The organism is Duganella sp. AC917 (assembly GCF_979258245.1).
Map to the genome: position 1 here is coordinate 1,086,310 of NZ_OZ409848.1, position 20,979 is coordinate 1,107,288.

Sequence of the window (20,979 nt, forward strand, 5' to 3'; positions counted from 1 at the left end):
GATCCAGGCTTACCACGGCTTGCCCGGATAGACCATCTTGCCGGTGGCGTTGGATGCCGGCCAGACGATGACGATGTTCTTGCCCTGATGCTGGGCCATGCGGTGGACGAAATTAAGATTGTCGCCGTTGGCGCCGAACTGCACGCGGCCGATCAGCGTTTCGCGGTCGGTCTTGCGCAGCTCCTCGGCCACGCCGCCTTTTTTGATCGTGCCCTTGTCGGCGGCGCGGGCGATGGCCTCGAACAGCAGCATCGATTGGACGTAGCCGAACTGGCCCAGGTAATCCGGCTCCTTCTTATATAGCGCCTTGTAGGCGGCTGCGAAAGCCTTGCCGTCGGCCGTGTCGAAGGTGGCGGGGAAGGGCAGCAGCGCGGTGCCGTAGACATTGGGCATCAGGTCGGGGAATTCGGCCGCCATCTTTGGCGTCGCCAGGGACCACACGCCGACCAGCGCATTAACGGGCGGCTTGAGCACCCGCGCGGCGCGCAGGATGCCGACATAGTCGTTCTCGTAGCCGACCATCAGTATCACTTCCGACTTGTCCTGCAGCCGTATCTTGTTGACGATCGGCTTGAAGTCGGTGATGGCCGGATCGAATGAGTGCGCGGTGGCTTTGACGCCCTTGGCCGTCAGCGCCTTTTGTACCGAATTTGCCAGGTCGGAGGTGGCCTCCTTGGTCGAGAAGACGATGGACACGGACTTCGCGCCCATCTCGGCCAGCGTGCCCAGGACGGCTTTTTCGTAGCCGGCGGTGTTATTGATGCGGAAAAAATTCTTGCGGCCGCTGTTGACCAGGCTATCGTCGACGCCACCGGACGTGATGTAGGGCAGCCCCAGTTTGTTGGCCGCGTCCGAGGCGGGGGAGATGTTATTGGACCCGTAGCCGCCCGTGATGGCGATGGCGCCCTCGCTGGCCAGCTTCTCGACCGCCGCCACCGCCTTGGCCGGCGCCGATTCGTCGTCGATGGTGACGATCTTGATCTTGTGTTTGCCGTTGCCCTTGTTGAAAACGTCGGCGGCGACCATCACCCCTTCCTGCATGCCGGCGCCGACCCGCGCCAGGGTGCCGGTCAGCGGTAGCTGCGCGCCGACGACGAATTCCTCCGCCTGCGCGCGGGACGTGATTGCCGCCATTGCCGTCATCAGTACCGCGATCGACGCGGCCATCGTTATTTTTCTCATGACTGTCTCCACCTTTTTTGGTTATTTTTGTGCCAGTTGCCGCAGCCGTCCTTTCAAGATCTTGCCGGTTGTTGCCGCTGGCAGCGTTTGCATCGCGATGATCTCAGACGGGCATTTGTAAGGCGACAGCCGGCCCGCCAGGTACTGCTGTAATTCTTCCGTCGATATGCGCTGGCGCGGATCGAGTTCGACGAAGGCCACCACCTCCTCGTTGCCGTCGCCGTCGTTCGAGTCGCGGCCGACCACCGCCGATTGCGTCACCGCCGGATGCGCGTTCAGCACCGTCTCCACCTCCAGCGGATAGACGTTGAAGCCGGAGCGGATGATCAGCTCCTTGGTGCGGCCGACGATGAACAGCGCGCCGTCGGCTTCCTGGCGCGCCATGTCGCCGGTGTTGATCCAGCCGCCGGGGCGCATCGCCGCCGCTGTCATTTCCGGCTCGCGGTAGTACCCGAGCATGATGTTCGGACCGCGCACCCATAGCTCGCCGTCGGCGCCCGCCGCCACATCGTCGCCCGCCGTGTCGACAACGCGCACTTCCACCCCGGGAATCGGCATGCCGACCGAGGTATCGCCACGCGGCGCGTCGAGGCGCGTCTGGCTCACGGTGGGCGAGGTCTCCGTTAGGCCATAGCCATTGTGCAGCGCGACGCCCAGCAGATTCTCGACCTGCGTTTTCAGGCTGGGCGCCAGCGGCGAGCCGCCGGCATAGGCGAAGCGCAGGCGGTTCTCGAGCCGGCGCGGTTGGCCGTCGTCGCCGGTTCCGAGCTTTTCCAGCAGGCGCGCATACATCGCCGGCACGCCTTGCAGGATGGTCAGGCCGTCGTCGCGGATCGCCGCGATCAGCGCATCGGGCGCAAAGCGCGGGCACAGATACAGGCATGCGCCCGCGTACAGGGTGCCCAGCATGACGGAGGCCAGGCCATAGACGTGCGTGATCGGCAGCACGCCGTAGGCGCGGTCGTCCTGCGTCAGGCCGCGCAGCGTACTCGAAATGGCGGCGATGAACAAGAGGTTGCGGTGCGTGAGCATCACGCCCTTGGGATTGCCGGTGGTGCCGGTGGTGTAGATCAGCGCGGCGACCTGGCGCCCGGGCGAGGCCTGCGGCGCTTCCGTGTCGGCGCCGGCGTTCAGCGTGCCGATCATCCAGGGATGGTCGTCGAACGGCGGCTGCGCCGGCTCGGCGCCGTGGCGCAGGCCGTGGGCCGCGGTTTCAGGGGAGGCCGGTATCGTTGTGTAGATCACGCGCCGCGCGCCGCTGTGGCCGAGGATCTGGTCTACTTCGCGCGCGGAGAGGCGGCCGTTGACGTGGACGATCCAGGCGTCGATGTCGGCGGCGGCGAAGGTCAGCACCACTTGCGCGGCGCAGTTTTCGCCAACCACCATGAGGCGGTCGCCGGCGCGCACGCCGAGGCGGCGCAGCAGCGCGGATGTCTGGTCGACCGCCGCCGCCAGTTGCGCGTAGGTCCATACCCGCCGGCCGTCGTGCAGCGCCGGTGCGTCGGGCGCGCGCGCCGACCAGCGGCGTGGAATGCCGCTGATGCGGTCCGGCAGCGATGCCAGCACCTGCCCGACGTCGATAACGGCGTTGGCGCTGATGCTGTTCATCCGGCCCGCGCCGGGGTGTTCTGGTCTGTTGTCATGGTCTCCCTCCCGGAAGTCCCCAATGTGCCGATTTGGCCAGACCCTGTCAAGCTTTGATGTCGATCAACGTGCCCAGGTTTTGGTCGGCGGCCTGTATCACTTTGGCCGACAGGTCGAACTGCGCCTTGTACATCAGCGAATTGGTGGTCTCGGTCGCGAAGTCGGTGCCGCTGGCTTCCGACGACTGCATTTGCCGTCCCTGCACCGACAGCGTGACGCCGCCACCGGCGGGCGAGGTTTCCTGGAACGTGGCACGCGCCGGCTCGAAGCCTGCGGTATTCATATTGGAGACCGAATGCGCGCTGTTCGCTAGCGCGCCGGCGCTGGCTTGCAGGCCGGAGGCCGAGGTGTGGAGTGCGGATATCGCCATGATAGTTTCCTGCCCGTTATTGCTCTGTGGAACTGAGTTAAGTGTAGCGCATTTATTGCCTATGCGCACGTTAACTAGAAGGTTAGATAATATATCGGTTTAAAAAGCGCAGGTTTTATGATACTCTGCGCGCCTTAGTTGTTTTTGAGAAATAATCAGGGGAGTAGTAATCATGGCGTTTTTTGATTTTCTGGAGAAGGACCGCACGATAGCGGGGTCCGGCTTCAATCGCTGGCTGGTACCGCCGGCGGCGTTGGCGATCCACCTTTGCATCGGCATGGCCTACGGTTTTTCGGTGTTCTGGCTGCCGCTGTCGCGCGCGGTCGGCGTCACCGAACCGCTGGCCTGCGCGGCCGACATGGATTTGATGGCCCGCATCCTGTCGTCGACCTGCGACTGGCAGATCTCGATGCTGGGCTGGATGTACACGATGTTCTTCGTCTTCCTCGGCCTGTCCGCCTGGCTGTTCGGCGGCTGGCTGGAACACGCCGGTCCGCGTAAAGCGGGCGTGGTGTCGGCGCTGTGCTGGTGTGGCGGGTTGGTGATTTCGGCGCTGGGCGTCTATCACCACCAGATCTGGCTGATGTGGATCGGTTCCGGCGTGATCGGCGGTATCGGTCTGGGCCTCGGCTATATTTCGCCGGTGTCGACCCTGATCAAATGGTTCCCGGACCGTCGCGGCATGGCGACCGGCATGGCCATCATGGGCTTCGGCGGCGGCGCCATGATCGGCGCACCGCTGGCCGACATGCTGATGAAGCACTTCGCCACCGCCGGCTCGGTCGGCGTCTGGCAAACCTTCCTGGCGATGGCGGCGATCTACTTCGTCTTCATGATGGCGGGCGCGCTGTCGTACCGCGTGCCGGCCACCGGCTGGAAACCGGCCGGCTGGACGCCGCCGGCGACCAACGCCAACGCCATGATCACCACCCGCCACGTCCACGCCAGCAAGGTGTGGGGCATTCCGCAATTCTGGCTGGTGTGGCTGGTCCTGTGCCTGAACGTGACCGCCGGTATCGGCATCCTGGGCATGGCCTCGCCGCTGCTGCAGGAGATCTTCGGCGGCCAGCTGCTGGGCGTGACCACGGCGTTCAACGAATTGACCCTGGCGCAGAAGGGGCAGATCGCCGCCATCGCCGCCGGCTTCACGGGCCTGCTGTCGCTGTTTAATATCGGCGGCCGCTTCGTGTGGGCGTCGTGCTCCGACTTCCTGGGTCGTAAAGTCACTTACGGTATCTTCTTCGTGTTGGGCTTCGCGCTGTACGCGTCGATCCCGTCGATGGCGCACGGCGGCCAGCTGGCGCTGTTCGTCGGCTTCTTCTGCATCATCCTGTCGATGTACGGCGGCGGTTTCGCCACCGTGCCGGCCTACCTTGCCGACTTGTTCGGCACCCAGATGGTGGGCGCGATCCACGGTCGCCTGCTGACCGCGTGGGCCGCCGCCGGCGTGTTCGGCCCGATCCTGGTCAACTACGTACGCGAGTACCAGATCGCCAACGGCGTGCCGAAGGCGCAGGCCTACGACTTCACGATGTACGTGCTGGCCGGCCTGCTGCTGGTTGGCCTGGTGTGCAACCTGCTGGTGCGTCCGATCGCCGACAAGCACTTCATGACCGACGCCGAACTGGCGGCCGAAAAGAAGCTGGCGCACGAGCGCGACGCGGCCGCATCGACCGGCGCGGCCGTCGCGGCGGGCGGCACCACCAGCCCGATCGCGGTCGCTTTCGGCTGGCTGGCGGTGGGTATCCCGATGGCCATCGGTATTTCGATCACGGTGCAAAAGGCTTCGGTACTGTTCAAGTAAGCCGATAGCTTCCTCACGGTCGATGGGGCCGGTTCAGCATTGCTGAACCGGCCCTTTTTTTGCGTGGAGCTTGCGGCGTGTCATTGGCCTCTGGCATTGACTCTGATCGAGAGCAAAATTTGAGTGCGCATTTGTCGGGAAGTCGGTTCGGTGCACGTTTGATCTAGATCATACGGCGTGGGGTGGGCTCACGTAGCCTTGTCTCTCGCGCTGCAGACGCGTCGTCGAGACCGGATCGACACCATCGCTACATCTCAAGGCAACCTTTCACTTTCTTTTTTGAGGCATACTCATGTATCCATTTTCCCAGTCAGTCACCCCAGCCGCCAGAACGCATCTGGAAGCGCAGCTGTCGTTCTTTAACGACATGTCGAAATCATTGTTCCGTACGGCTCAGCAATACAGCGATCTGAACATCCAACTGGCGCAAACCATTCTGGAAGAAAGCACGACGAGCGGCCAGAAGTTCATCACCGCGAATCGTCCGACCGAGGCACTGGCCGCAGCGGCGGCGCACGCCCAGCCGACGGCTGAAAAGCTGCGCGCCTACCAGCAGCACCTGTCGCGTATTGCCGCCGACACCCAGGTTGACCTGTCCAAAGTCGCCGAAGAGCACGTCCAGGAAACGACCCGCACCGCCCGCGCCCTGGCCGATGAAGTCGCTCGTGTGACGTCGGAAGAGACGGAAAAAACGCTGCGTAGCCAGCAGGACGCCGTCAGCAAATTTACCGATCCGTTCACGCATCAGCACGACGGCGGACAACAGTCGCGTGGCACCGAAGTACGTGGTAGTCAGTCGCTGCAGAGCGCCGGCCAGAATGGCGCCGACAGCCAGCAGGGCAGCATGCAAGGCGGTCAGGCATCGCAGGCACAAACGGCGGCTCAGTCTGCCGGGCAGGGTAGCAAGCAAGCCGGAGCGCGCAAGGAGACCTGAGCCCGGTTGCACTAAAATAATTTGAAATTTGCCGTGTGCGGGATCGAGAATCGCCGCGCGCGGCATTTTTTTCGCCCATGCTTTATCATGGCCGGCTTATGCTGTCTGGAGATAAGGTATGACAACGTCCACCACCGCGCAGCCGGAATCGCTGCACATCGTTTGTCCACATTGCGACGCCGTCAATCGCGTGCCGGCTGCCAGGCTGTCGGCCGACCCGGTGTGCGGCAAGTGCCAGCGCGCGCTGTTCACCGGCCAGCCGGTCGATTTGTCGAGTGCGCGCTTCACCAAGCATATCGAACGCAGCGACATTCCGGTACTGGTCGATTTCTGGGCGCCGTGGTGCGGTCCATGCCGCACGATGGCGCCGTTTTACACGCAGGCTACCCAGCGGCTGGAGCCGAAGTTTCGTGTCGTCAAGGTGAATACCGAAGAGGCGCAGGATTTGTCGGCGCGCTACGCGATCCGCAGCATTCCAACCTTGGCGTTGTTCAAGGGTGGTCGGGAAATCGCGCGCCAGCCGGGGGCCATGGATGCGACCAACATCGTCGCGTGGGCGACACAGAACAATCGCGGGTGATTATTCGAAACTGCTTGTTCGAGACTGCATATCCGAGACGGTTATTGCTCATTCGGCGGCGCGGTCCAGCCATTTTCGAATACCGTCCAGGGTGCGGAAATCGGCAACCGACCGGGTGTTGATCTGCGGATGGCGCGCCTGCAGCATTTTCGTCAGCGCCGACCCGGGACCCAACTCCAGCGCGAAGGTAATGCCGGCTTCGGCGCAGGCATCCATGCACGCGAGCCAGCGGATTTTTTCCGCCATCTGGCGCGACAACTGATCCACCGCTTGCGGCTTGTCGCAGACCGGGGTTGCACTGATACCGGCCAGCACCGGCGCGGCCATCGGGCCGAAGTGTGCTTGTCGCAGCAGTTCCGCGAACGGCCGCACGGCATCTTGCATGAACGGCGTGTGCGACGCCACTTCGACCGGTAGCCGCGTGCACCGTCCTCCCGCCGCGATGACGGCCGACTCCAGCGCTTGCGCGGTGTGCGCCAAACCGCCGGCAATGCAGGCGTCGTCACCGGTTTCTATGCTCACGTGAAAAGCGTGTGCGGTCGCCAGTTCTGCGAGCCGCTTTGCGCTCAACCCCGACAACGCCAGCAAGGCCTGGCTCGGATGCGCGGACAGGCAGGCGTCCATCAGCTGCGCGCGCGCTGTCGCCAGCCCGGTCGCCGTCGCGGCGGTGAGGGCGCCGGCCACGCCGTACGCCGACAGTTCGCCGATGCTGTAGCCGGCCACCAGTGCGGGTTGCGGTGCAAATTCCCGGATTGCTTCCCACATGCCAAGCGTCGCAGCGACAATCAACGGTTGCGCGCTGCTGTTGGCGTAAATGTCCGCGCCGTCGCCATTCAGCGGCATGGCGGCGGATAGCCCGTCGAGCAGGGCGGCCGCGCTAGGGCTGGTGCGCGCCAGGTCGAACATGCGCGCATGCTGTCCGCCCTGTCCGGGGCAAAGCAGCAGCAGGCGTGCCTGGGCGCCGTACGACATCGCTACCGCCGCTCCGCGTCCAGCGCGGCGATGGACTGCACGAGACAACTGGCGGCCAACAGATCTGCGGCGCCGCCCGGCGATAGTCGCCGCTGGACAAACAGCCGATGGCTGGCCAGCGCCTGGTCGAGCCACTTCGCATTGGCCGTGCCGCCGGCGTCCAGGAAGCTTCGCGCATGCGTGGTCACCGTTTGCGCGCCTTGCGGGCCGGCGCGGTGATACACGTTGCTGTCGCTGATGTGCGCCATCAACGCAAACAGCGCGTCGATGCGGGCCATCGTTATCGTGGCGCCGCGTGCGCGCGCAGTCTGCAACGCCGGCACGCCGATCTCGAACACCGAAGGCAGGCCAAGCGCGCCTTCCTCCCGCGCGCCGCTCGCCGCGTATTGCGCCGCGACGCGCAGACCGTTGCTGGCCGCCGCAGTTGGCGGGGATGGCGCGCTTGCGTGCATCGCCAGTTCCTCTCCCCAGCGTATCAGCATGGTGGCGCGCAGCGCGGCGGGTGTCAGCGGCGTACCCTGCGCCCGCGCTCGCCCGGCCGCCGCGCACAGCAGCCCAAGGCTGAAGATGGCGCCGCGATGCGTGTTGACGCCTCGCGTCGCCTTCGACATCGCCTTTTCCGCCGCGATGCCAAGTTGTTTCAGCTTCGCGAAGGGCGCGTCGTTCAATCCCGCCAGGCAGATATCCTTGAAATAGTGACGCAGCGAGAACAGGCTGCGCATGAAGGTGGCCGCGTTCATGTCGCTATGGCTGCCGGAATCGACCAGCGACACCAGCCCCGGTTTGGGATACAGGCATAGTTCGGTGTACAGGCTGCCGACGGCAAGCCGTGCGATCTCGCGCGCGAAGCTTTTTTGCGCCGACGCGCCGAGCTGTCGTGGCGCCGCATGCGACGGGAGCACGCGTAGCGCCGAAGCATGGGCAAGGCTCGCGGCGCGCATCACGACGGCTCCAGTAACGCCAGCAGCGACGCGGTGTCCGCCAACCGCACCGCGTGCAGCTCCTTGACGATCACCTTGGCCGGGTTGGCGATCGCCATCACCCACTCTTTCCACGATACCGCCGCGCCGCCTGGGAAAACAACCTCGCCGTCGAGCGGCAGCAGCGCCGCATGACGGGACAGGACGGCAATGCCGTTCTCCAGCTGCGGGCGGGTGGTTGGGTAAAACAGGATATCGACATCGGACGTCTCCGACACATACGGAAGCTCGGTGATGGCCTCCATCGCCAGCGAGCCGTAGACCCGCAGAGGCATCCCCACCGCATCGCGTTCGAGCGCCGTCAGTTGCGCGCGCCAGGTGCTTGGCGACGAGCGTAGCACGCTCGCCAGCGCCATTGCGGGTGCCGTTTTTCTGATATGCGACGTATGCGCCCGCAGCGATATGCGGACCTTCTGTCCGCTGTCCTCATCGGGCGGCAAAGGCAGGCCGAGGCAGATTTCGTCCGGCGCCGCGTCGGCGTCCGCGCGCCGCACGATCACCGGCCATGACTGCATTTGCCATAGTCGGAAGACGGCCTTGTGCTGCGGTTCGTCGGTGGCCTGCGCGGCGGTCCAGCCGGCGTCGTCAAGCCAGACCAGCATATGCCGCTGCAGCGCCGCAGCGACTGGTCCCGCATCACCGGTGTTTTCAGGCGGCGTGTACATCGCCGTCCGTCATCACCGCCTCGATCACCGGCTGCGCCAGGCGTCGTCCACCACGTTCCAGACCCAGCGCGCTGCGCCGGTCGCCGGTGCTCGGCTCGGCCAGCGCCGCCTTCAGCTGCGCCGCCAGGTCGCCTTCCCAGATCGCCTGTAGGCCGCCCATGCGCAGATAGTTCTCCGGTCCGGGCGCGAACACGGGATTACTTTGCGCCAGTTCCGTCAGACGTTCTTCCGGCACCTTGGTGATGCGCGCCATCGCCGGCAAGCCCATGACGCGGATGGTGGCGTCGGGCAGGGCGTAGCAGGCGTCGGCCATCAGGCCGCTGGTGATGAAACCACCCGACAAGGCCTGGTCGTAGACCAAGCCGATGATCTTGTGGCCCTTGCGCCGCGCCAGGTCCACGCATTTGCCCAAGTGGGCCATGTAGCTATTGATACCCAACATTTCGTCGCGATGGCGCAGGCGCTGGCCTTGCGTGTCGATCAGCATCAGGATCGGCTTGCCGGGGAATTCACGCACTGTGTGCAGTATCGCGCGCGCCTGCGCCAGTGCGATTTCCACGCCGATGGGCGTGTGGGCCGTGGTGCCGATCACGTTCACCACCTCGCCGTCCACCTGGCCGCTGCCGCACAGGAAATCGTCTTTCTCGACGATCGAGTGACCTTGCGGGAATAGCGCATCCGCCAGTTTTTTCCAGTCCATGTCAGGCTCCCTTGCGGCGCGCTGCGGCCACCGCGATAAAACTGTCCACTTCCAGCATCGGCACATTGGCCGCATCGGGTATCTGCATCGCGGTCCAGATGTCGATCGGATCGGGCAGGGCGCCAAAGCTGGCGATACGCTCGTCGAGCATACGCTGCTCGGCCTCCAGCCCCTCCAGCGACAATTCGGCCGGCTCGTTGGCATACTGCGCGACCGCTTCCTGCGCGGCGGCGCGGAAGGCGGCGATGTCGTCGGCGACGATGCGCTGGCAGTCGCCCATCAGATAACGGTGCTTGCCACCGGTGCTGCGCCAGACCAGCGCGCGGTCGCGCGAATCGAATTCCTCGACGCCGTTGGCGGTTTCGATCACCTCCGGGCCGGACATCGCCAGCCGGCCTTCCTCGGACATTACGACCACATTGGCGCAGCGCGAAACGATGCCCATGCCGCCGAAGGCGCCATTGGAGCCGCCCACCAGCACGATCACCGGCACGCCGGCTGCGCGGGCGTCGAGCAGGGCGCGCATCACTTCGGACACCGCGATCAAGCCGGCGTTGGCCTCGTGCAGGCGCACGCCGCCCGATTCCACCAGCAGCACCACCGCCGCGACCTTGTCGGCGACGGCGCGGCGCAACAGGCCAACCAGTTTGGCGCCATGCACCTCGCCCACCGCGCCGCCCATGAAGCCACCTTCCTGCGCTGCGGTGTAGACCGACACGCCGCCGAGCGAGGCGCGGCCGACAGCCACGCCGTCGTCGAACGCCACCGGCGCGTTGAGTTGACCCAGGTGCGGGCTGATGACGCGTTTGTACGGCGGCAGGAACTCCTCGAAGCTGCCCGGATCGAACAGCTGTTGCAGGCGTTCGCGCGCGGTCGCTTCCTGATAACTGATGGCGCGGACCGGATTCGTGGCGCTGTTCACGGCGCTGCTCATGATGCGTCTCCCACCATCGTTTGGACCGCCTGGTCGAGCCGCAGGCTGACGACAGCCGGCGTCGCGCCCATGTCGTTGATCGATATGCGGGTGTCGGCAAGCAGCCAGCGCGCGTGGAAGTCGTTCATGACGGCTTGCCAGATCGGGCCGAAGCCCACCGCCGCCGTGGTGATCTCGATGGTGCAGGCGCCGTCGAGCGCCGCCGGCTCGATCAGCACTTCCAGATTGCCGGAACCGACCACGCCGACCACCTGCGGGGCGGTCTTGAGGCGGCGGGTGCCATGCTCGTATCGGTAGTTCAGGGTTTCCATAGTTATTCCTTTACCAGTTGCGGAAACGCTTGGGCGGCTGGTACAAACCGCCCGATGCGCGCACCAGGTCTTTCATGTTGCGGGCGGCCAGCAGGTCGCGCGTGGCCAGGCGTTTGTCGACGCCAAGGTCCTCGGCACGCTGGATGATGCCACGATCGCGCAGGTTTTCCACCATACGCGCGTCGCGTCCCAGCCCGACCGGCGTGTAGCCGGCCACGCCGCGTATCGCCTGTTCGCGCTCCTCGTCGGTGCGGCACAGCAGCAGGTTGGCGATGCCTTCCTCGGTCAGGATGTGGGTGACGTCGTCGCCGTAAATCATCACCGGCGGAATCGCCATCTTGGCCTGTTCCATCAATTCCCACGCATCGAGCTTTTCGACAAAGGCCGGCTGCATATGTTCGCGGAAGGTTTCCACCATCTGCACCACCAGCTTCTGGCCGCGCGGGATAGTGTTGCGGCCTTCGCGCGCCTGCTGGCCGGCCTTCAGCCACGCCGGACTGGCATGACGCCGCCCGCGCGCATCCGCGCCCATGTTGGAGGCGCCGCCGAAGCCGGAGATGCGGCCCGCCGTCGCCGTCGACGAGTTGCCCTGCAAATCGATCTGCAAGGTCGAGCCGATGAACATGTCGCAGGCATAGTGGCCGGCGGCCTGGCACATGGCGCGGTTGCTGCGCATGGTGCCGTCCGGGCCGATGGCGAAAACGTCGGGCCGCGCGTGGATATAGTCCTCCATGCCCAGCTCCGAGCCGAACGAATGCACCGATTGCACGAAGCCCGCCTCGATCGCCGGAATCAGCGCCGGGTGCGGATTCAGCGCCCAGTGCTTGCCGATCTTGCCGCGCAGGCCGAGCGACTCGGCGTAGGTCGGCAGCAGCAGTTCGATGGCGGCGGTGTCGAAGCCGATGCCGTGGTTCAGTCGCTGCACGCCGTATTCTGCGTAAATGCCCTTGATGGCCATCATCGCCATCAGCACCTGTATCTCCGAAATCTGCGCCGGATCGCGCGTGAACAGCGGTTCGATGTAGTACGGGCGCGGTGACTGCACGACGAAATCGACCCAGTCGCCCGGCACGTCGACGCGCGGCACGCTGTCGACGATGCGGTTGACCTGGACGATGACGATGCCCTGCTTGAAGGCGGTCGCCTCGACGATGGCCGGCGTATCCTCGGTGTTAGGGCCGGTATATAGATTGCCGTGGCGGTCGGCCGCTTCCGCCGCGATCAGGCAGACACGCGGCGGCAGGTCGATGAAGTAGCGGCTGAACAGCTCCAGATAGGTATGGATCGCGCCGATATTCAGTTTGCCGGCCGACGCCAGCCGCGCCACGCGCGCCGCCTGCGGGCCGGAAAACGAAAAGTCCAGCTTCGAGGCGACGCCACGCTCGAACACATCCAGATGCTCCGGCAAGGCCAGCACCGACTGCAGCATATGCAGGTTGTTGACCCGTTCCGGATTCAGATGCGCGAGCGCGTGGCCGAGGAAATCGGCCTGTTTCTGGTTATTCCCTTCAAGGCAAACGCGGTCGCCGCATTCGATCACCGCATGCAGCAGATCGGCGATGCGCGCGGCCGGCAGGCTTTTGCCCGTCAGGTCGGTGCCCAGCGCCGTGCCGGCGCGCTTGAGCCGTGCGGCGCGGTTAAGCTGCAGGGTGTTCCATGCGGCGACTGTCATTTACTTTGCTCCCATAATCATGTCAGGCAGGCCGGTGGCGATGGACGGGAACACGCATAACAGGATCACCGCCACGAACATCAGCACCAGGAAGGGGAACACGCCCCAGATCACATCCTTGAGCGGTATGTCTGGCGCGATGTTCTTGATAACGAATATATTGAGCCCCACCGGCGGATGAATCAAGCCCATTTCCATCACCACGGTCATCACCACGCCAAACCAGATCAGGTCGAAACCGGCGTCTTTCAACGGCGGCAGGATGATCGGCGCGGTCATCAGGATGATCGATACCGGCGGCAGGAAGAAGCCGAACACCACCACCATCAGCAAAATCACCGTCAACAGCAGCCATTTCGACAGGTGCAGGCTGACCACCCAGTTGGCGGCCGACTGGCTGATGTGCAGGTAGCTCATCACGTAGGAATACAGCAGCGACATCCCGATGATCAGCAATAGCATCGTCGATTCCTTGATCGATGAGCTGAGGATGGGCGACAGGTCTTTCGGCTTCCACACGCCGTAGATCAACGCCAGCAGCACCATCGCCAGCAGCGCGCCCAGGCCCGCCGTTTCCGACGGGGTGGCGAAGCCGCCGTAGAGTGCCACCATGACGCCGATCAGCAGGATGATGAACGGCAGCACGCGCGGCAGCATTTCCACTTTTTGCTTCAACGTGAAATGCTCGTCCTCCAGGTACGGCGACTTTTCGCCGCCGTTCTGGTAGATGGCCAGCGCCATCTTGTATTCCTTCTGCGCGCGATACACGGCGTAGCCGGCAAACAGTGCGACCAGCAGCACGCCGGGGCCGATACCGGCCAGGAACAGGCGGCCCAGCGACTGCTCGGCGGCGACCGCATACAGGATCATCGTGATCGACGGCGGCAGCAGGATGCCCAAGGTGCCGCCGGCGGCGATGATGCCGGCCGCGAACCCGGGCGAGTAGCCACGCTTGCGCATTTCCGGGATGCCCGCCGAGCCGATGGCCGAGCAGGTCGCTGGCGAGGAGCCGGCCATCGCCGCGAACAGCGCGCAGGCGAACACGTTGGCGATACCCAGGCCGCCGGGGACCTTGTGCATCCACGTGTGGATGGCGGAGTACAGGTCCTTGCCGGCCGGTGATTTGCCGATGGCCGCGCCCTTGAGGATGAACAGGGGGATCGACAGCAGGGTGATCGACGCCATCTCCTCGTAGACGTTCTGCGTGATGGTGTCGAGCGACGAAGACGGCATGAAGAAATACATGAAGCTCGTCGCCACCACGCCGAGAGCGAAGGCGATCGGCATCCCGGAGAACATCACCACCAGGGTCACGGCGCCATACAGCGCGCCCAGAGTCAGTTCGCTCATGCCACGCGCTCCAGTGTTGGTTTAGATTTGTTGGTCATCCTGGCGAGCGTTTGCAGCACGATCTGAAGGGTCAGCAGGGTCATGCCGGCCGCCATGAACGAATACGGTATCCACAGCGGCGGCGCGAAGGTGGACGACGTGGTCTGGCCGTCGACCCAGGCTTCGTGGAACAGCGTCCACGATTTCCACGAGAAGAAGGCGCAGAACAGCGCCGATACCACGTCGACGAACAGCAGGCGCGCGGCGTTGACGCCGCGTGGCAGCAACGACGCCACCGCCTCGATGCCGATATGGCCGCGATGCGACTGCACGAAGGCCGTACAGAAGAACGTTACGCCGACCAGCATGAACACCGAGGCCTCGTCCTGCCAGTCGGTGGGCGCGTTGAAGAAGTAACGCGACACCACCGAATAGGTCAGCACGATGGCGGTGAGCACCAGCGCGATCATCGACACGAACAGCAGCGCGCGATTGACACGGTCCAGCAGCGCGGTGGCCGCCGCTATGACGGCGTTGTCGGGTGGCGCCGGGCCTCGGCCCGGCTCCAGCTCGAAGCCGTGACTCATAGCGTTTGCTCCGCCAGTTTCAGCAGTTTGGCGCAGTTATCGTTCTTTTCGCCGTAGTCTTTCCAGGCAGTGGTGCGGGCGATGGCCTGCCATTTTTTCAAGGCAGCCGGATTCAGGTCGGCGACCTTGGCGCCGACCTTCTGGTACACGGCTGCCACCTGGATGTCGTCGGCCTTGGCCGATTTCAGCGCGAACGCTTCCAGCTCGGCGCCGACAGTCATGATCAGCTGCTGCTGGTCCTTCGGCAGCTTGTCGAAGATCGCGCGCGACATCATCAGCGGCTCGAACATGAACCAGTAGGCGCCATTGCGGCCCGTGGTCAGCGCCTTCGACACTTCTTCCAGGCGGAAGGAGATCAGCGAGGTGGAGGAGGTCAGCGCCGCTTCCATCGCGCCGGTCTGCATGGCGGCGTAGATTTCGTTGGACGGCAGCGACACCACGGCGGCGCCGGCCGCCTTGAGGATCAGGTCCATCTCGCGCGAACCGCCGCGTATCTTCATGCCTTTTGCGTCTTCCGGATCGATGACCGGCTTGGTGCGCGAGGCGACGCCGCCGGCCTGCCAGATCCAGCTCACCAGCACGATGCCTTTTTCATACAGGATGCGACTGAGTTCCTTGCCTACTTCGGCGTTCTTCCAGCCGTAGGCTTGTTCGTACGACGTCACCAGGCCTGGCATCAGGCCGATATTCACCTCCGGGACTTCGCCGCCCGCGTACGACAGCGGAACCAGCGACAGATCGAGCGCACCCTTGCGCATGGCCGAGAACTGGGCGTTGGTCTTCATCAGCGACGAACCTGGATAGATCTCGAATTTCAGGCCGCCCTTGGAGCGCTTTTCCACTTCGGCCGCGAACATGCGGGTCATGCGGTCGCGGAAGTCGCCCTCGTTGATGGTCCCGCCGGGGAACTGGTGGGAGATCTTGAGCGTCTTGGTCTGCGCCCAGGCAGGCTGGAACAGTAACGGGCTGGCGGCGATAGCGGCGAGTACGGACCTGCGGGTAAAAGTAGTCATGCATTTCTCCAAGAAAATTGATGTTCAGAAATATTATATTTGTTGCACATTTTATGCAATCTTCTTTTTTATGTATACAAGATCGTCCACGATGGATACATTGTCAAGGTCAAAATCACTCTTATAATGAAGCGTGTATTTCGGAAGGCAGCAAACCCATGACCAACCATTCCGCAACCTTGCGTGAACAAATAGAAGAGATGATCGCGGTCGGAGTGTTCAAGCCCGGCCAGCATCTGGACGAAACCGAACTGGCGACCCGCTTCGGCGTCTCGCGCACGCCGATCCGCGAAACGCTGATCCAGCTGGCGTCAATGGGGCTGGTGGTGATACGGCCCAGGCGCGGCGCCATCGTTGCCGAATTGGGGCCGCAGCAGCTGGTGGAGATGTTCGAGGTGATGTCGGAACTGGAGTCGACCTGCGGCCGGCTGGCCGCGCGGCGCATGACGCCGGACGAGCAAAAGGCTTTGCTGGCGGCCCACGAGGCCTGCCAGGCGGCGATGCTCGCGCACGAGCCGGACGACTACTACTACAAGAACGAAGTGTTCCACGAGGCGATCTACGCCGGCAGTCATAACCAGTTCCTGATCGAGCAGACGCGCAATCTGTACCGGCGTCTGCGGCCATATCGCCGCCTGCAATTGCGCGTGCGCGACCGGCTGGCCAATTCCTATCGCGAGCATGACGGCGTGGTGCGGGCGATCATCGCTGGCGACGGCGAACTGGCGGCGCGGCTGCTGCGCGATCACGTGATGATACAGGGGCAGCGCTTCTCGGACCTGATGGCGTCCCTGCCGCAGCTGACGCAGCAAGCGGCGTGACGTCGATCGCGGCCAAGGCATCTGACTCGGCTTACCGCTTTCAGGTTTGCCCGCGCGCCGGTATCATCCAATCGCAGGGCGGTTGGCCTCCTGCATGAAATCGACAAATGCGCGCAGCTTGCCGGGCATTTGCGAGCGATGCGGGTAATAGATATGGAACGCGTCGTCGGTCGCGCTGTATTGCTCCAGAATACGCACCAGCGACCCCGCAGCCATCTCCTGGCGAGCAAAGTCTTCATAGACGAAGGCAATCCCGGCGCCGCGCACGGCTGCGTCGACCACCGAGTGCATGTCGTCGACGATCAAGCGCCCCTGCACGTCGATGTGCACGGTCTGGCCGTCCACGCCAAATTTCCAGTCAAACAGCCTGCCGCCAAACGAGTAGCGCTGCCGGATGCAGTCGTGCCGCAGCAGGTCTTCAATGCGTTCCGGGCGGGAGCGCTCCCGGAAATAGCCCGGCGCCACCAGCACCACCCGTTGTTGCATCCCGCCCAGCTGCACCGCGACCATGTCGTTCTGAACCTTTCGGCCCAGGCGGATGCCGGCGTCGAAGCCGGCGCCGACGATGTCGCTAAGCTGATTGTCCAGCGATATCTCCAGATTGATCGTCGGGAAGGCGGTAAAAAAGGCATCGACATGCGGCTCGATCAAAATGCGATAGGCGACGTATGACAAGTTAATCCGCAGCAGACCGGATGGCCCGTCCGCGCCGTGGCTGACTTCTGCTAGCGCGCTGCGAATGCTGGCAAGCGCCGGGACGATGGACGCGTTCAAAGCTGCTCCCGCCTCGGTCAGGCCGACGCTGCGCGTGGTGCGGTTGAAAAGCCGCACCTTGAGCTGCCCTTCGAGGATTTTGATCGTACGCGACATCGCTGTCGGCGTAACGCCCAGTTCCGCAGCGGCCCTGGCAAAGTTGAGCAGCCGGGCGGCCGCTTCGAACGCCATGAGCCCCGGCAGGTGGACGGACGCCGGTGCCAACGGGTTGCCCGTCACTGTGGCAATCGATGGAGACTCTACAACTATGCCGTTTTTGTTCATTCTATATCTCTGTTTGTGATGATTTACTTCATTATGAATCATCTTTAAAGTAGGTGCATCGCGGTTTTTCGTGGCCGCTAGTCACTACAAACAGGGAACCAGCATGCTCGAAAACAGCCTACTCACCGATCTCTTCACGCCGAGCAATTTGGGTGCGATATCCATCGCCAATCGCATCGTGATGGCGCCGCTCACCCGCAGCCGTTACGGCGAAGACGGCGTACCGGGGGCGCTGCACGCGACGTATTACGCCCAGCGTGCAAGCGCCGGTTTGATTGTCTCGGAGGCGACCAATATTTCGCCATAGGCGCGCGGTTACGCCGCCACCCCCGGCATCTGGAACGATGCGCAGGTCTCGGGCTGGAAGCAGGTAGCAATCGTCGCACCGACCGGTATGGCGGCACGCTTGAAAACCGTGTGCGGCTGACGCTCGAAGTAACCGAGGCGATCGTGGCCATTTGGGGCGGTGACCGGGTGGGCCATGTTCACCGGCCCCTACATTGGCAACAACGACTACGACCTGGACCTCGCCATGGCTCGGCGCGCGCAAGGGCACATCGACGCGGTGGCGTTCGGCCGCCTTTTCATTGCCAATCCCGACCTGGTGGAACGCCTGCGTCGAGGGACGGCGCTGACCGTCGCACCGCGCGAGTCTTATTACAACGGCGGCGCAAAAGGTTACACGGACTGGCCCGTCGCCAGTCTGTGATGACGTACGCCTGGGCGAGCGCATCGTCGATCACATCTTTAATCCATCACATACAGGAGCAAGACATGAGCAAGAATATCAAAGCGGTACCTACGGCCGATTACAACAGCGTCATCGCGGTCGCCCAACAATACGTTGACGGCCTGCGTACCGGCAGCGTCGAGCAGGTCGCCCAGGCATTTCACGAGAGTGCCGTGATGTATGGCTACACCAACGGGCAGCTGCTTGGCGGACCAATCGACAACCTGTACAAATTCATTGCGCAAAACGGCAAAGCGCCGGAGATCACCACGCGCCTCGACGTGCTGGCGATCACGCCCACGACCGCCGTCGTCCGCGCCGACATGGAAAAGGATGCCATCGGGGCGGACTACAACGACTACCTCACGTTAATCAGGATCGAGGGGGCCTGGAAAGTCATCGCCAAGGTGTACCACCAGTTCGACGCGTGACATGTACTTGGGCGTACAAATTTACGCGCCCAGGTCTTCCATCGGACCGTTTGGATTGACGGGATTTGTTAATGCGAACTAGCTGAAAGCTGCTGGCGGCTCAATCGCCGCTGGCCGCGCCGCGCATGATGCGCACCGGTTTGATGCTGGAGCTGGCGGGATCGGCCGGCAGCATGTCGGCCAGGGTCTGGCCATCGAGCACCGCAAGGAAGGCTTTGGTGGCGTCGTTGAGCGTGTGTTTGAGGCGGCAGTCCGGCGTCAGCGGACAGGTATCGGTGGCGCGGTCGAAGCACTCGGCCATGAAGAAATCCGTCTCGGTGGCCCGCACCAGCGCGCCGATGTTGATGTCCTTCGGCTCTTTGCCGAGACGCAGCCCGCCATTGCGGCCGCGCACCGTCTCGACCAGCCCGGACTGACCCAGCTGATAGACCACTTTCATCAAGTGGTTTTTCGAGATCACGTGCAGGTCGGCGATATCCTGGATGGTGACCAGGCGATCGCGATTCGCGCTGAGGAAGAGCAGCGTGCGCAGCGAATAGTCGGTAAAAGAGGTCAGTCGCATCGATGAGTAGTTAAGACAGTTTAAGGCGCTATTCTAACCGGGGATGTATATTCGTGCGTGGGCGTACCGACGCTTGCATCGTCGTAACGTAGAGTTCAGCAAAATCCAAGGAGGACTTATGGTCAACGAAGAGTCGCGCCGCCAGTTCGTCAACGAGCTATGGCAGCGTTTTGAAGCATTGCAGCAGTGGGCCGAGGAGAATTGGCCCGACAAGGAAAATCCCCTGTCGAGCGCCGATTTCGTCGAGTCGCGCAAGGAGATACTCGGTTTGCGCAATCCGGCCCAGGCGCCGGGCGGCCTGCCGGCGGACCGCGAGCCGGAACAGGGCGGGGCGCAGTATGTGAATGTGAATCCGGCCCCGTGGCCCTGATTGTTTAGTGGGTGACCGGCTTGCCGGTCTGCGCCAGCAACCACGCGATCACGCTGACGACCAGACTGGCAAGCACGCCCCACGCCAGCTTTAACGCGCTGTCGAACAGCAGCGGGGCGACCAGCCCCGAAACCAGCGCAAATAACAGCATCTGGATAAACGACTGCATCGATGACGCCAGCCCGCTGTTGTTCGGGAAGTAGTCCAGCGCGATCATCGACAGCGGCGTCATGGCCAGCGCAAGTCCGAACGAGTAGATAAACAGCGGCATGACCGCCCACGGCACCGCCGCCACATAATAATAGTTGTAGGCGACGTTGATCACGCCAGCGCCGATCATGACGGCAAAGCCCATCCATGCTTGCGTCTTGCGCGCGAATTTGTGCGCGAATTTACCCGACAGCGCCGAGCCCACCACCATGCCGCCGATCAGCGGCACAAACATCCACGCGAACGCCGTCTCCGGCAAATGCAAAATATTCATCACGAAGTAGGCGGCCGAGCCGATATACAGCGCCACGCCCGCAAAGCACATGCCCACCGCGATTGACAGTAACAGGAAGTGATGGTGACCTAACACCTTCCAATAGTTTTTGGCGATCGGTGCGACGTGGAAGGGGTGGCGGTCCTTGACGGCCAGGCTTTCCGGCAGCGCGCGATAGACCGAGACGAACATCAAAAGGCCAAAGGCGGCCAGGAACCAGAACACCGAGCGCCAGCCGAAACCGACCTGCAGCCAGCCGCCCAGCACCGGCGCAATCGCAGGCGCCAGGCCGAACACCATCATGATATGCGCCAGGATCTTTTGCGCCGCGGCGCCGGAAAAGCGGTCCATGACGATGGCGCGGCCCACCACCGAGCCAGCGCCGGCGGCCAGGCCCTGCACCACGCGGCAGGCCAGCAGCACGCCGATCGACGGCGCCATCGCCGCGCCGATCGAGGCGGCGATATACAGCACCAGCGAAATCAGGATGACCGGACGGCGGCCGAAGGAGTCCGATAGGGTGCCGTAGAACAGCATCATGAAGGCAAAGCAGAACAGGAACACGCTCAACGTCTGCTGGATGATCAGCGGACTGGCGTCGAAGGTCTGGGTAATGGCCGGAAAAGAGGGCAGATAGGTGTCGATGGCCAGCGGCCCCACCATGGAGAGCCCCGCCAGCAGCAGTGTCAGCAAAATATTCATGAAAGGCGTATTGTTCGTTAGACCCGGCATTTTACGCGATATGCGATTGCCGCATATCAAAACGCAAATAGCTTCTTTCTTATTTGACGGCGGGGCGGCTATGCTGTCAGATGGCGCATTCCGACCCTGTTGCGCCGCCGTTTTCGTACTTCTATATTTGAGAC

At 63.4% G+C, this 20,979-nt stretch carries 22 protein-coding genes and 1 pseudogene; 7 read left to right on the plus strand and 16 right to left on the minus strand.

Going from position 1 to position 20,979, the window contains the following annotated elements; translation table 11 throughout:
* Positions 1–9: 9 nt before the first annotated feature.
* The 3 genes from ACZ0BA_RS04830 to ACZ0BA_RS04840 all read right to left on the minus strand — a co-directional run bounded on the left by ACZ0BA_RS04830 (position 10) and on the right by ACZ0BA_RS04840 (position 3,196).
* Positions 10–1,182 carry an ABC transporter substrate-binding protein gene (locus ACZ0BA_RS04830; protein ID WP_463450197.1) on the minus strand — a complete coding sequence of 391 codons (1,173 nt, stop codon included), beginning with the start codon at positions 1,180–1,182 and terminating at the stop codon, positions 10–12.
* A 21-nt stretch (positions 1,183–1,203) separates the two neighbouring features.
* Positions 1,204–2,790, minus strand: coding sequence for a class I adenylate-forming enzyme family protein (locus tag ACZ0BA_RS04835; RefSeq protein WP_463450198.1), 1,587 nt, complete (start codon positions 2,788–2,790; stop codon positions 1,204–1,206).
* Positions 2,791–2,872: 82 nt separating this feature from the next.
* Positions 2,873–3,196 carry a flagellar basal body rod C-terminal domain-containing protein gene (locus ACZ0BA_RS04840; protein WP_463450199.1) on the minus strand — a complete coding sequence of 108 codons (324 nt, stop codon included), beginning with the start codon at positions 3,194–3,196 and terminating at the stop codon, positions 2,873–2,875.
* Between the two features lie 172 nt (positions 3,197–3,368).
* Between ACZ0BA_RS04840 and ACZ0BA_RS04845 the strand changes: the two genes are divergently transcribed.
* From ACZ0BA_RS04845 to trxC, 3 genes are all read left to right on the plus strand, one after another.
* Complete coding sequence (locus ACZ0BA_RS04845; RefSeq protein WP_463450200.1) at positions 3,369–5,000, plus strand: OFA family MFS transporter; 1,632 nt, start codon at positions 3,369–3,371, stop codon at positions 4,998–5,000.
* Positions 5,001–5,292: 292 nt separating this feature from the next.
* Positions 5,293–5,934: a TIGR01841 family phasin gene (gene phaP / locus ACZ0BA_RS04850; RefSeq protein WP_463450201.1), complete on the plus strand. Its 642-nt coding sequence runs from the start codon at positions 5,293–5,295 to the stop codon at positions 5,932–5,934.
* A gap of 118 nt (positions 5,935–6,052) precedes the next feature.
* Positions 6,053–6,514, plus strand: coding sequence for a thioredoxin TrxC (gene trxC / locus ACZ0BA_RS04855; protein ID WP_463450202.1), 462 nt, complete (start codon positions 6,053–6,055; stop codon positions 6,512–6,514).
* 48 nt (positions 6,515–6,562) lie between these two features.
* On the opposite strand, the gene ACZ0BA_RS04860 is transcribed toward trxC, so the two are convergent.
* From ACZ0BA_RS04860 to ACZ0BA_RS04905, 10 genes are read right to left on the minus strand one after another with little or no spacing between them, the layout of a single operon-like run.
* On the minus strand, positions 6,563–7,486 hold the full coding sequence (locus tag ACZ0BA_RS04860) for an ACP S-malonyltransferase (protein ID WP_463450203.1): 924 nt from the start codon (positions 7,484–7,486) through the stop codon (positions 6,563–6,565).
* A 2-nt stretch (positions 7,487–7,488) separates the two neighbouring features.
* The gene (mdcB, locus tag ACZ0BA_RS04865; protein ID WP_463454709.1) at positions 7,489–8,427 is read right to left on the minus strand and encodes a triphosphoribosyl-dephospho-CoA synthase MdcB; all 939 of its coding nucleotides are present in this window, start codon (positions 8,425–8,427) and stop codon (positions 7,489–7,491) included.
* Positions 8,427–9,068, minus strand: coding sequence for a malonate decarboxylase holo-[acyl-carrier-protein] synthase (gene mdcG, locus ACZ0BA_RS04870; RefSeq protein ID WP_463450204.1), 642 nt, complete (start codon positions 9,066–9,068; stop codon positions 8,427–8,429). Before mdcG ends, mdcB begins: the two co-directional genes overlap by 1 nt.
* 46 nt (positions 9,069–9,114) lie before the next feature.
* Entirely contained in the window at positions 9,115–9,831 is a 717-nt protein-coding gene (gene mdcE / locus ACZ0BA_RS04875; RefSeq protein ID WP_463450205.1) for a biotin-independent malonate decarboxylase subunit gamma, read from the minus strand.
* Position 9,832: 1 nt separating this feature from the next.
* Complete coding sequence (locus tag ACZ0BA_RS04880; protein WP_463450206.1) at positions 9,833–10,765, minus strand: biotin-independent malonate decarboxylase subunit beta; 933 nt, start codon at positions 10,763–10,765, stop codon at positions 9,833–9,835.
* Positions 10,762–11,076: a malonate decarboxylase acyl carrier protein gene (gene mdcC / locus ACZ0BA_RS04885; RefSeq protein ID WP_463450207.1), complete on the minus strand. Its 315-nt coding sequence runs from the start codon at positions 11,074–11,076 to the stop codon at positions 10,762–10,764. The genes ACZ0BA_RS04880 and mdcC overlap by 4 nt, the downstream gene beginning before the upstream one ends.
* 10 nt (positions 11,077–11,086) lie before the next feature.
* A complete protein-coding gene (mdcA, locus tag ACZ0BA_RS04890) occupies positions 11,087–12,748 on the minus strand; it encodes a malonate decarboxylase subunit alpha (RefSeq protein ID WP_463450208.1) in 1,662 nt (553 codons plus the stop codon).
* On the minus strand, positions 12,749–14,098 hold the full coding sequence (locus ACZ0BA_RS04895) for a TRAP transporter large permease (RefSeq protein WP_463450209.1): 1,350 nt from the start codon (positions 14,096–14,098) through the stop codon (positions 12,749–12,751). It lies immediately after the preceding gene.
* Positions 14,095–14,664, minus strand: coding sequence for a TRAP transporter small permease (locus ACZ0BA_RS04900; protein WP_463450210.1), 570 nt, complete (start codon positions 14,662–14,664; stop codon positions 14,095–14,097). The genes ACZ0BA_RS04895 and ACZ0BA_RS04900 overlap by 4 nt, the downstream gene beginning before the upstream one ends.
* Positions 14,661–15,677 (minus strand): TRAP transporter substrate-binding protein, encoded by a 1,017-nt coding sequence (locus tag ACZ0BA_RS04905; protein WP_463450211.1) that lies wholly within the window; start codon positions 15,675–15,677, stop codon positions 14,661–14,663. Before ACZ0BA_RS04905 ends, ACZ0BA_RS04900 begins: the two co-directional genes overlap by 4 nt.
* A gap of 158 nt (positions 15,678–15,835) precedes the next feature.
* Here ACZ0BA_RS04905 and ACZ0BA_RS04910 point away from each other — a divergent pair, with 158 nt between their 5' ends.
* Positions 15,836–16,498: a GntR family transcriptional regulator gene (locus tag ACZ0BA_RS04910; protein WP_463450212.1), complete on the plus strand. Its 663-nt coding sequence runs from the start codon at positions 15,836–15,838 to the stop codon at positions 16,496–16,498.
* A 63-nt stretch (positions 16,499–16,561) separates the two neighbouring features.
* On the opposite strand, the gene ACZ0BA_RS04915 is transcribed toward ACZ0BA_RS04910, so the two are convergent.
* Entirely contained in the window at positions 16,562–17,536 is a 975-nt protein-coding gene (locus tag ACZ0BA_RS04915) for a LysR family transcriptional regulator (RefSeq protein ID WP_463450213.1), read from the minus strand.
* Between the two features lie 103 nt (positions 17,537–17,639).
* On the opposite strand from ACZ0BA_RS04915, the pseudogene ACZ0BA_RS04920 reads away from it, so the two are divergent.
* Positions 17,640–18,245: pseudogene (locus tag ACZ0BA_RS04920) on the plus strand (oxidoreductase).
* Positions 18,246–18,310: 65 nt separating this feature from the next.
* Positions 18,311–18,697 carry a nuclear transport factor 2 family protein gene (locus ACZ0BA_RS04925; RefSeq protein ID WP_463450214.1) on the plus strand — a complete coding sequence of 129 codons (387 nt, stop codon included), beginning with the start codon at positions 18,311–18,313 and terminating at the stop codon, positions 18,695–18,697.
* Between the two features lie 100 nt (positions 18,698–18,797).
* Here the strand turns inward: ACZ0BA_RS04925 and ACZ0BA_RS04930 are convergent, their stop codons facing one another.
* A complete protein-coding gene (locus ACZ0BA_RS04930) occupies positions 18,798–19,259 on the minus strand; it encodes an RrF2 family transcriptional regulator (RefSeq protein WP_463450215.1) in 462 nt (153 codons plus the stop codon).
* 118 nt (positions 19,260–19,377) lie between these two features.
* Here ACZ0BA_RS04930 and ACZ0BA_RS04935 point away from each other — a divergent pair, with 118 nt between their 5' ends.
* A complete protein-coding gene (locus ACZ0BA_RS04935; RefSeq protein WP_463450216.1) occupies positions 19,378–19,629 on the plus strand; it encodes a hypothetical protein in 252 nt (83 codons plus the stop codon).
* A 4-nt stretch (positions 19,630–19,633) separates the two neighbouring features.
* Here the strand turns inward: ACZ0BA_RS04935 and ACZ0BA_RS04940 are convergent, their stop codons facing one another.
* Entirely contained in the window at positions 19,634–20,815 is a 1,182-nt protein-coding gene (locus ACZ0BA_RS04940) for a multidrug effflux MFS transporter (RefSeq protein ID WP_463450217.1), read from the minus strand.
* Between the last annotated feature and the right edge of the window lie 164 nt (positions 20,816–20,979).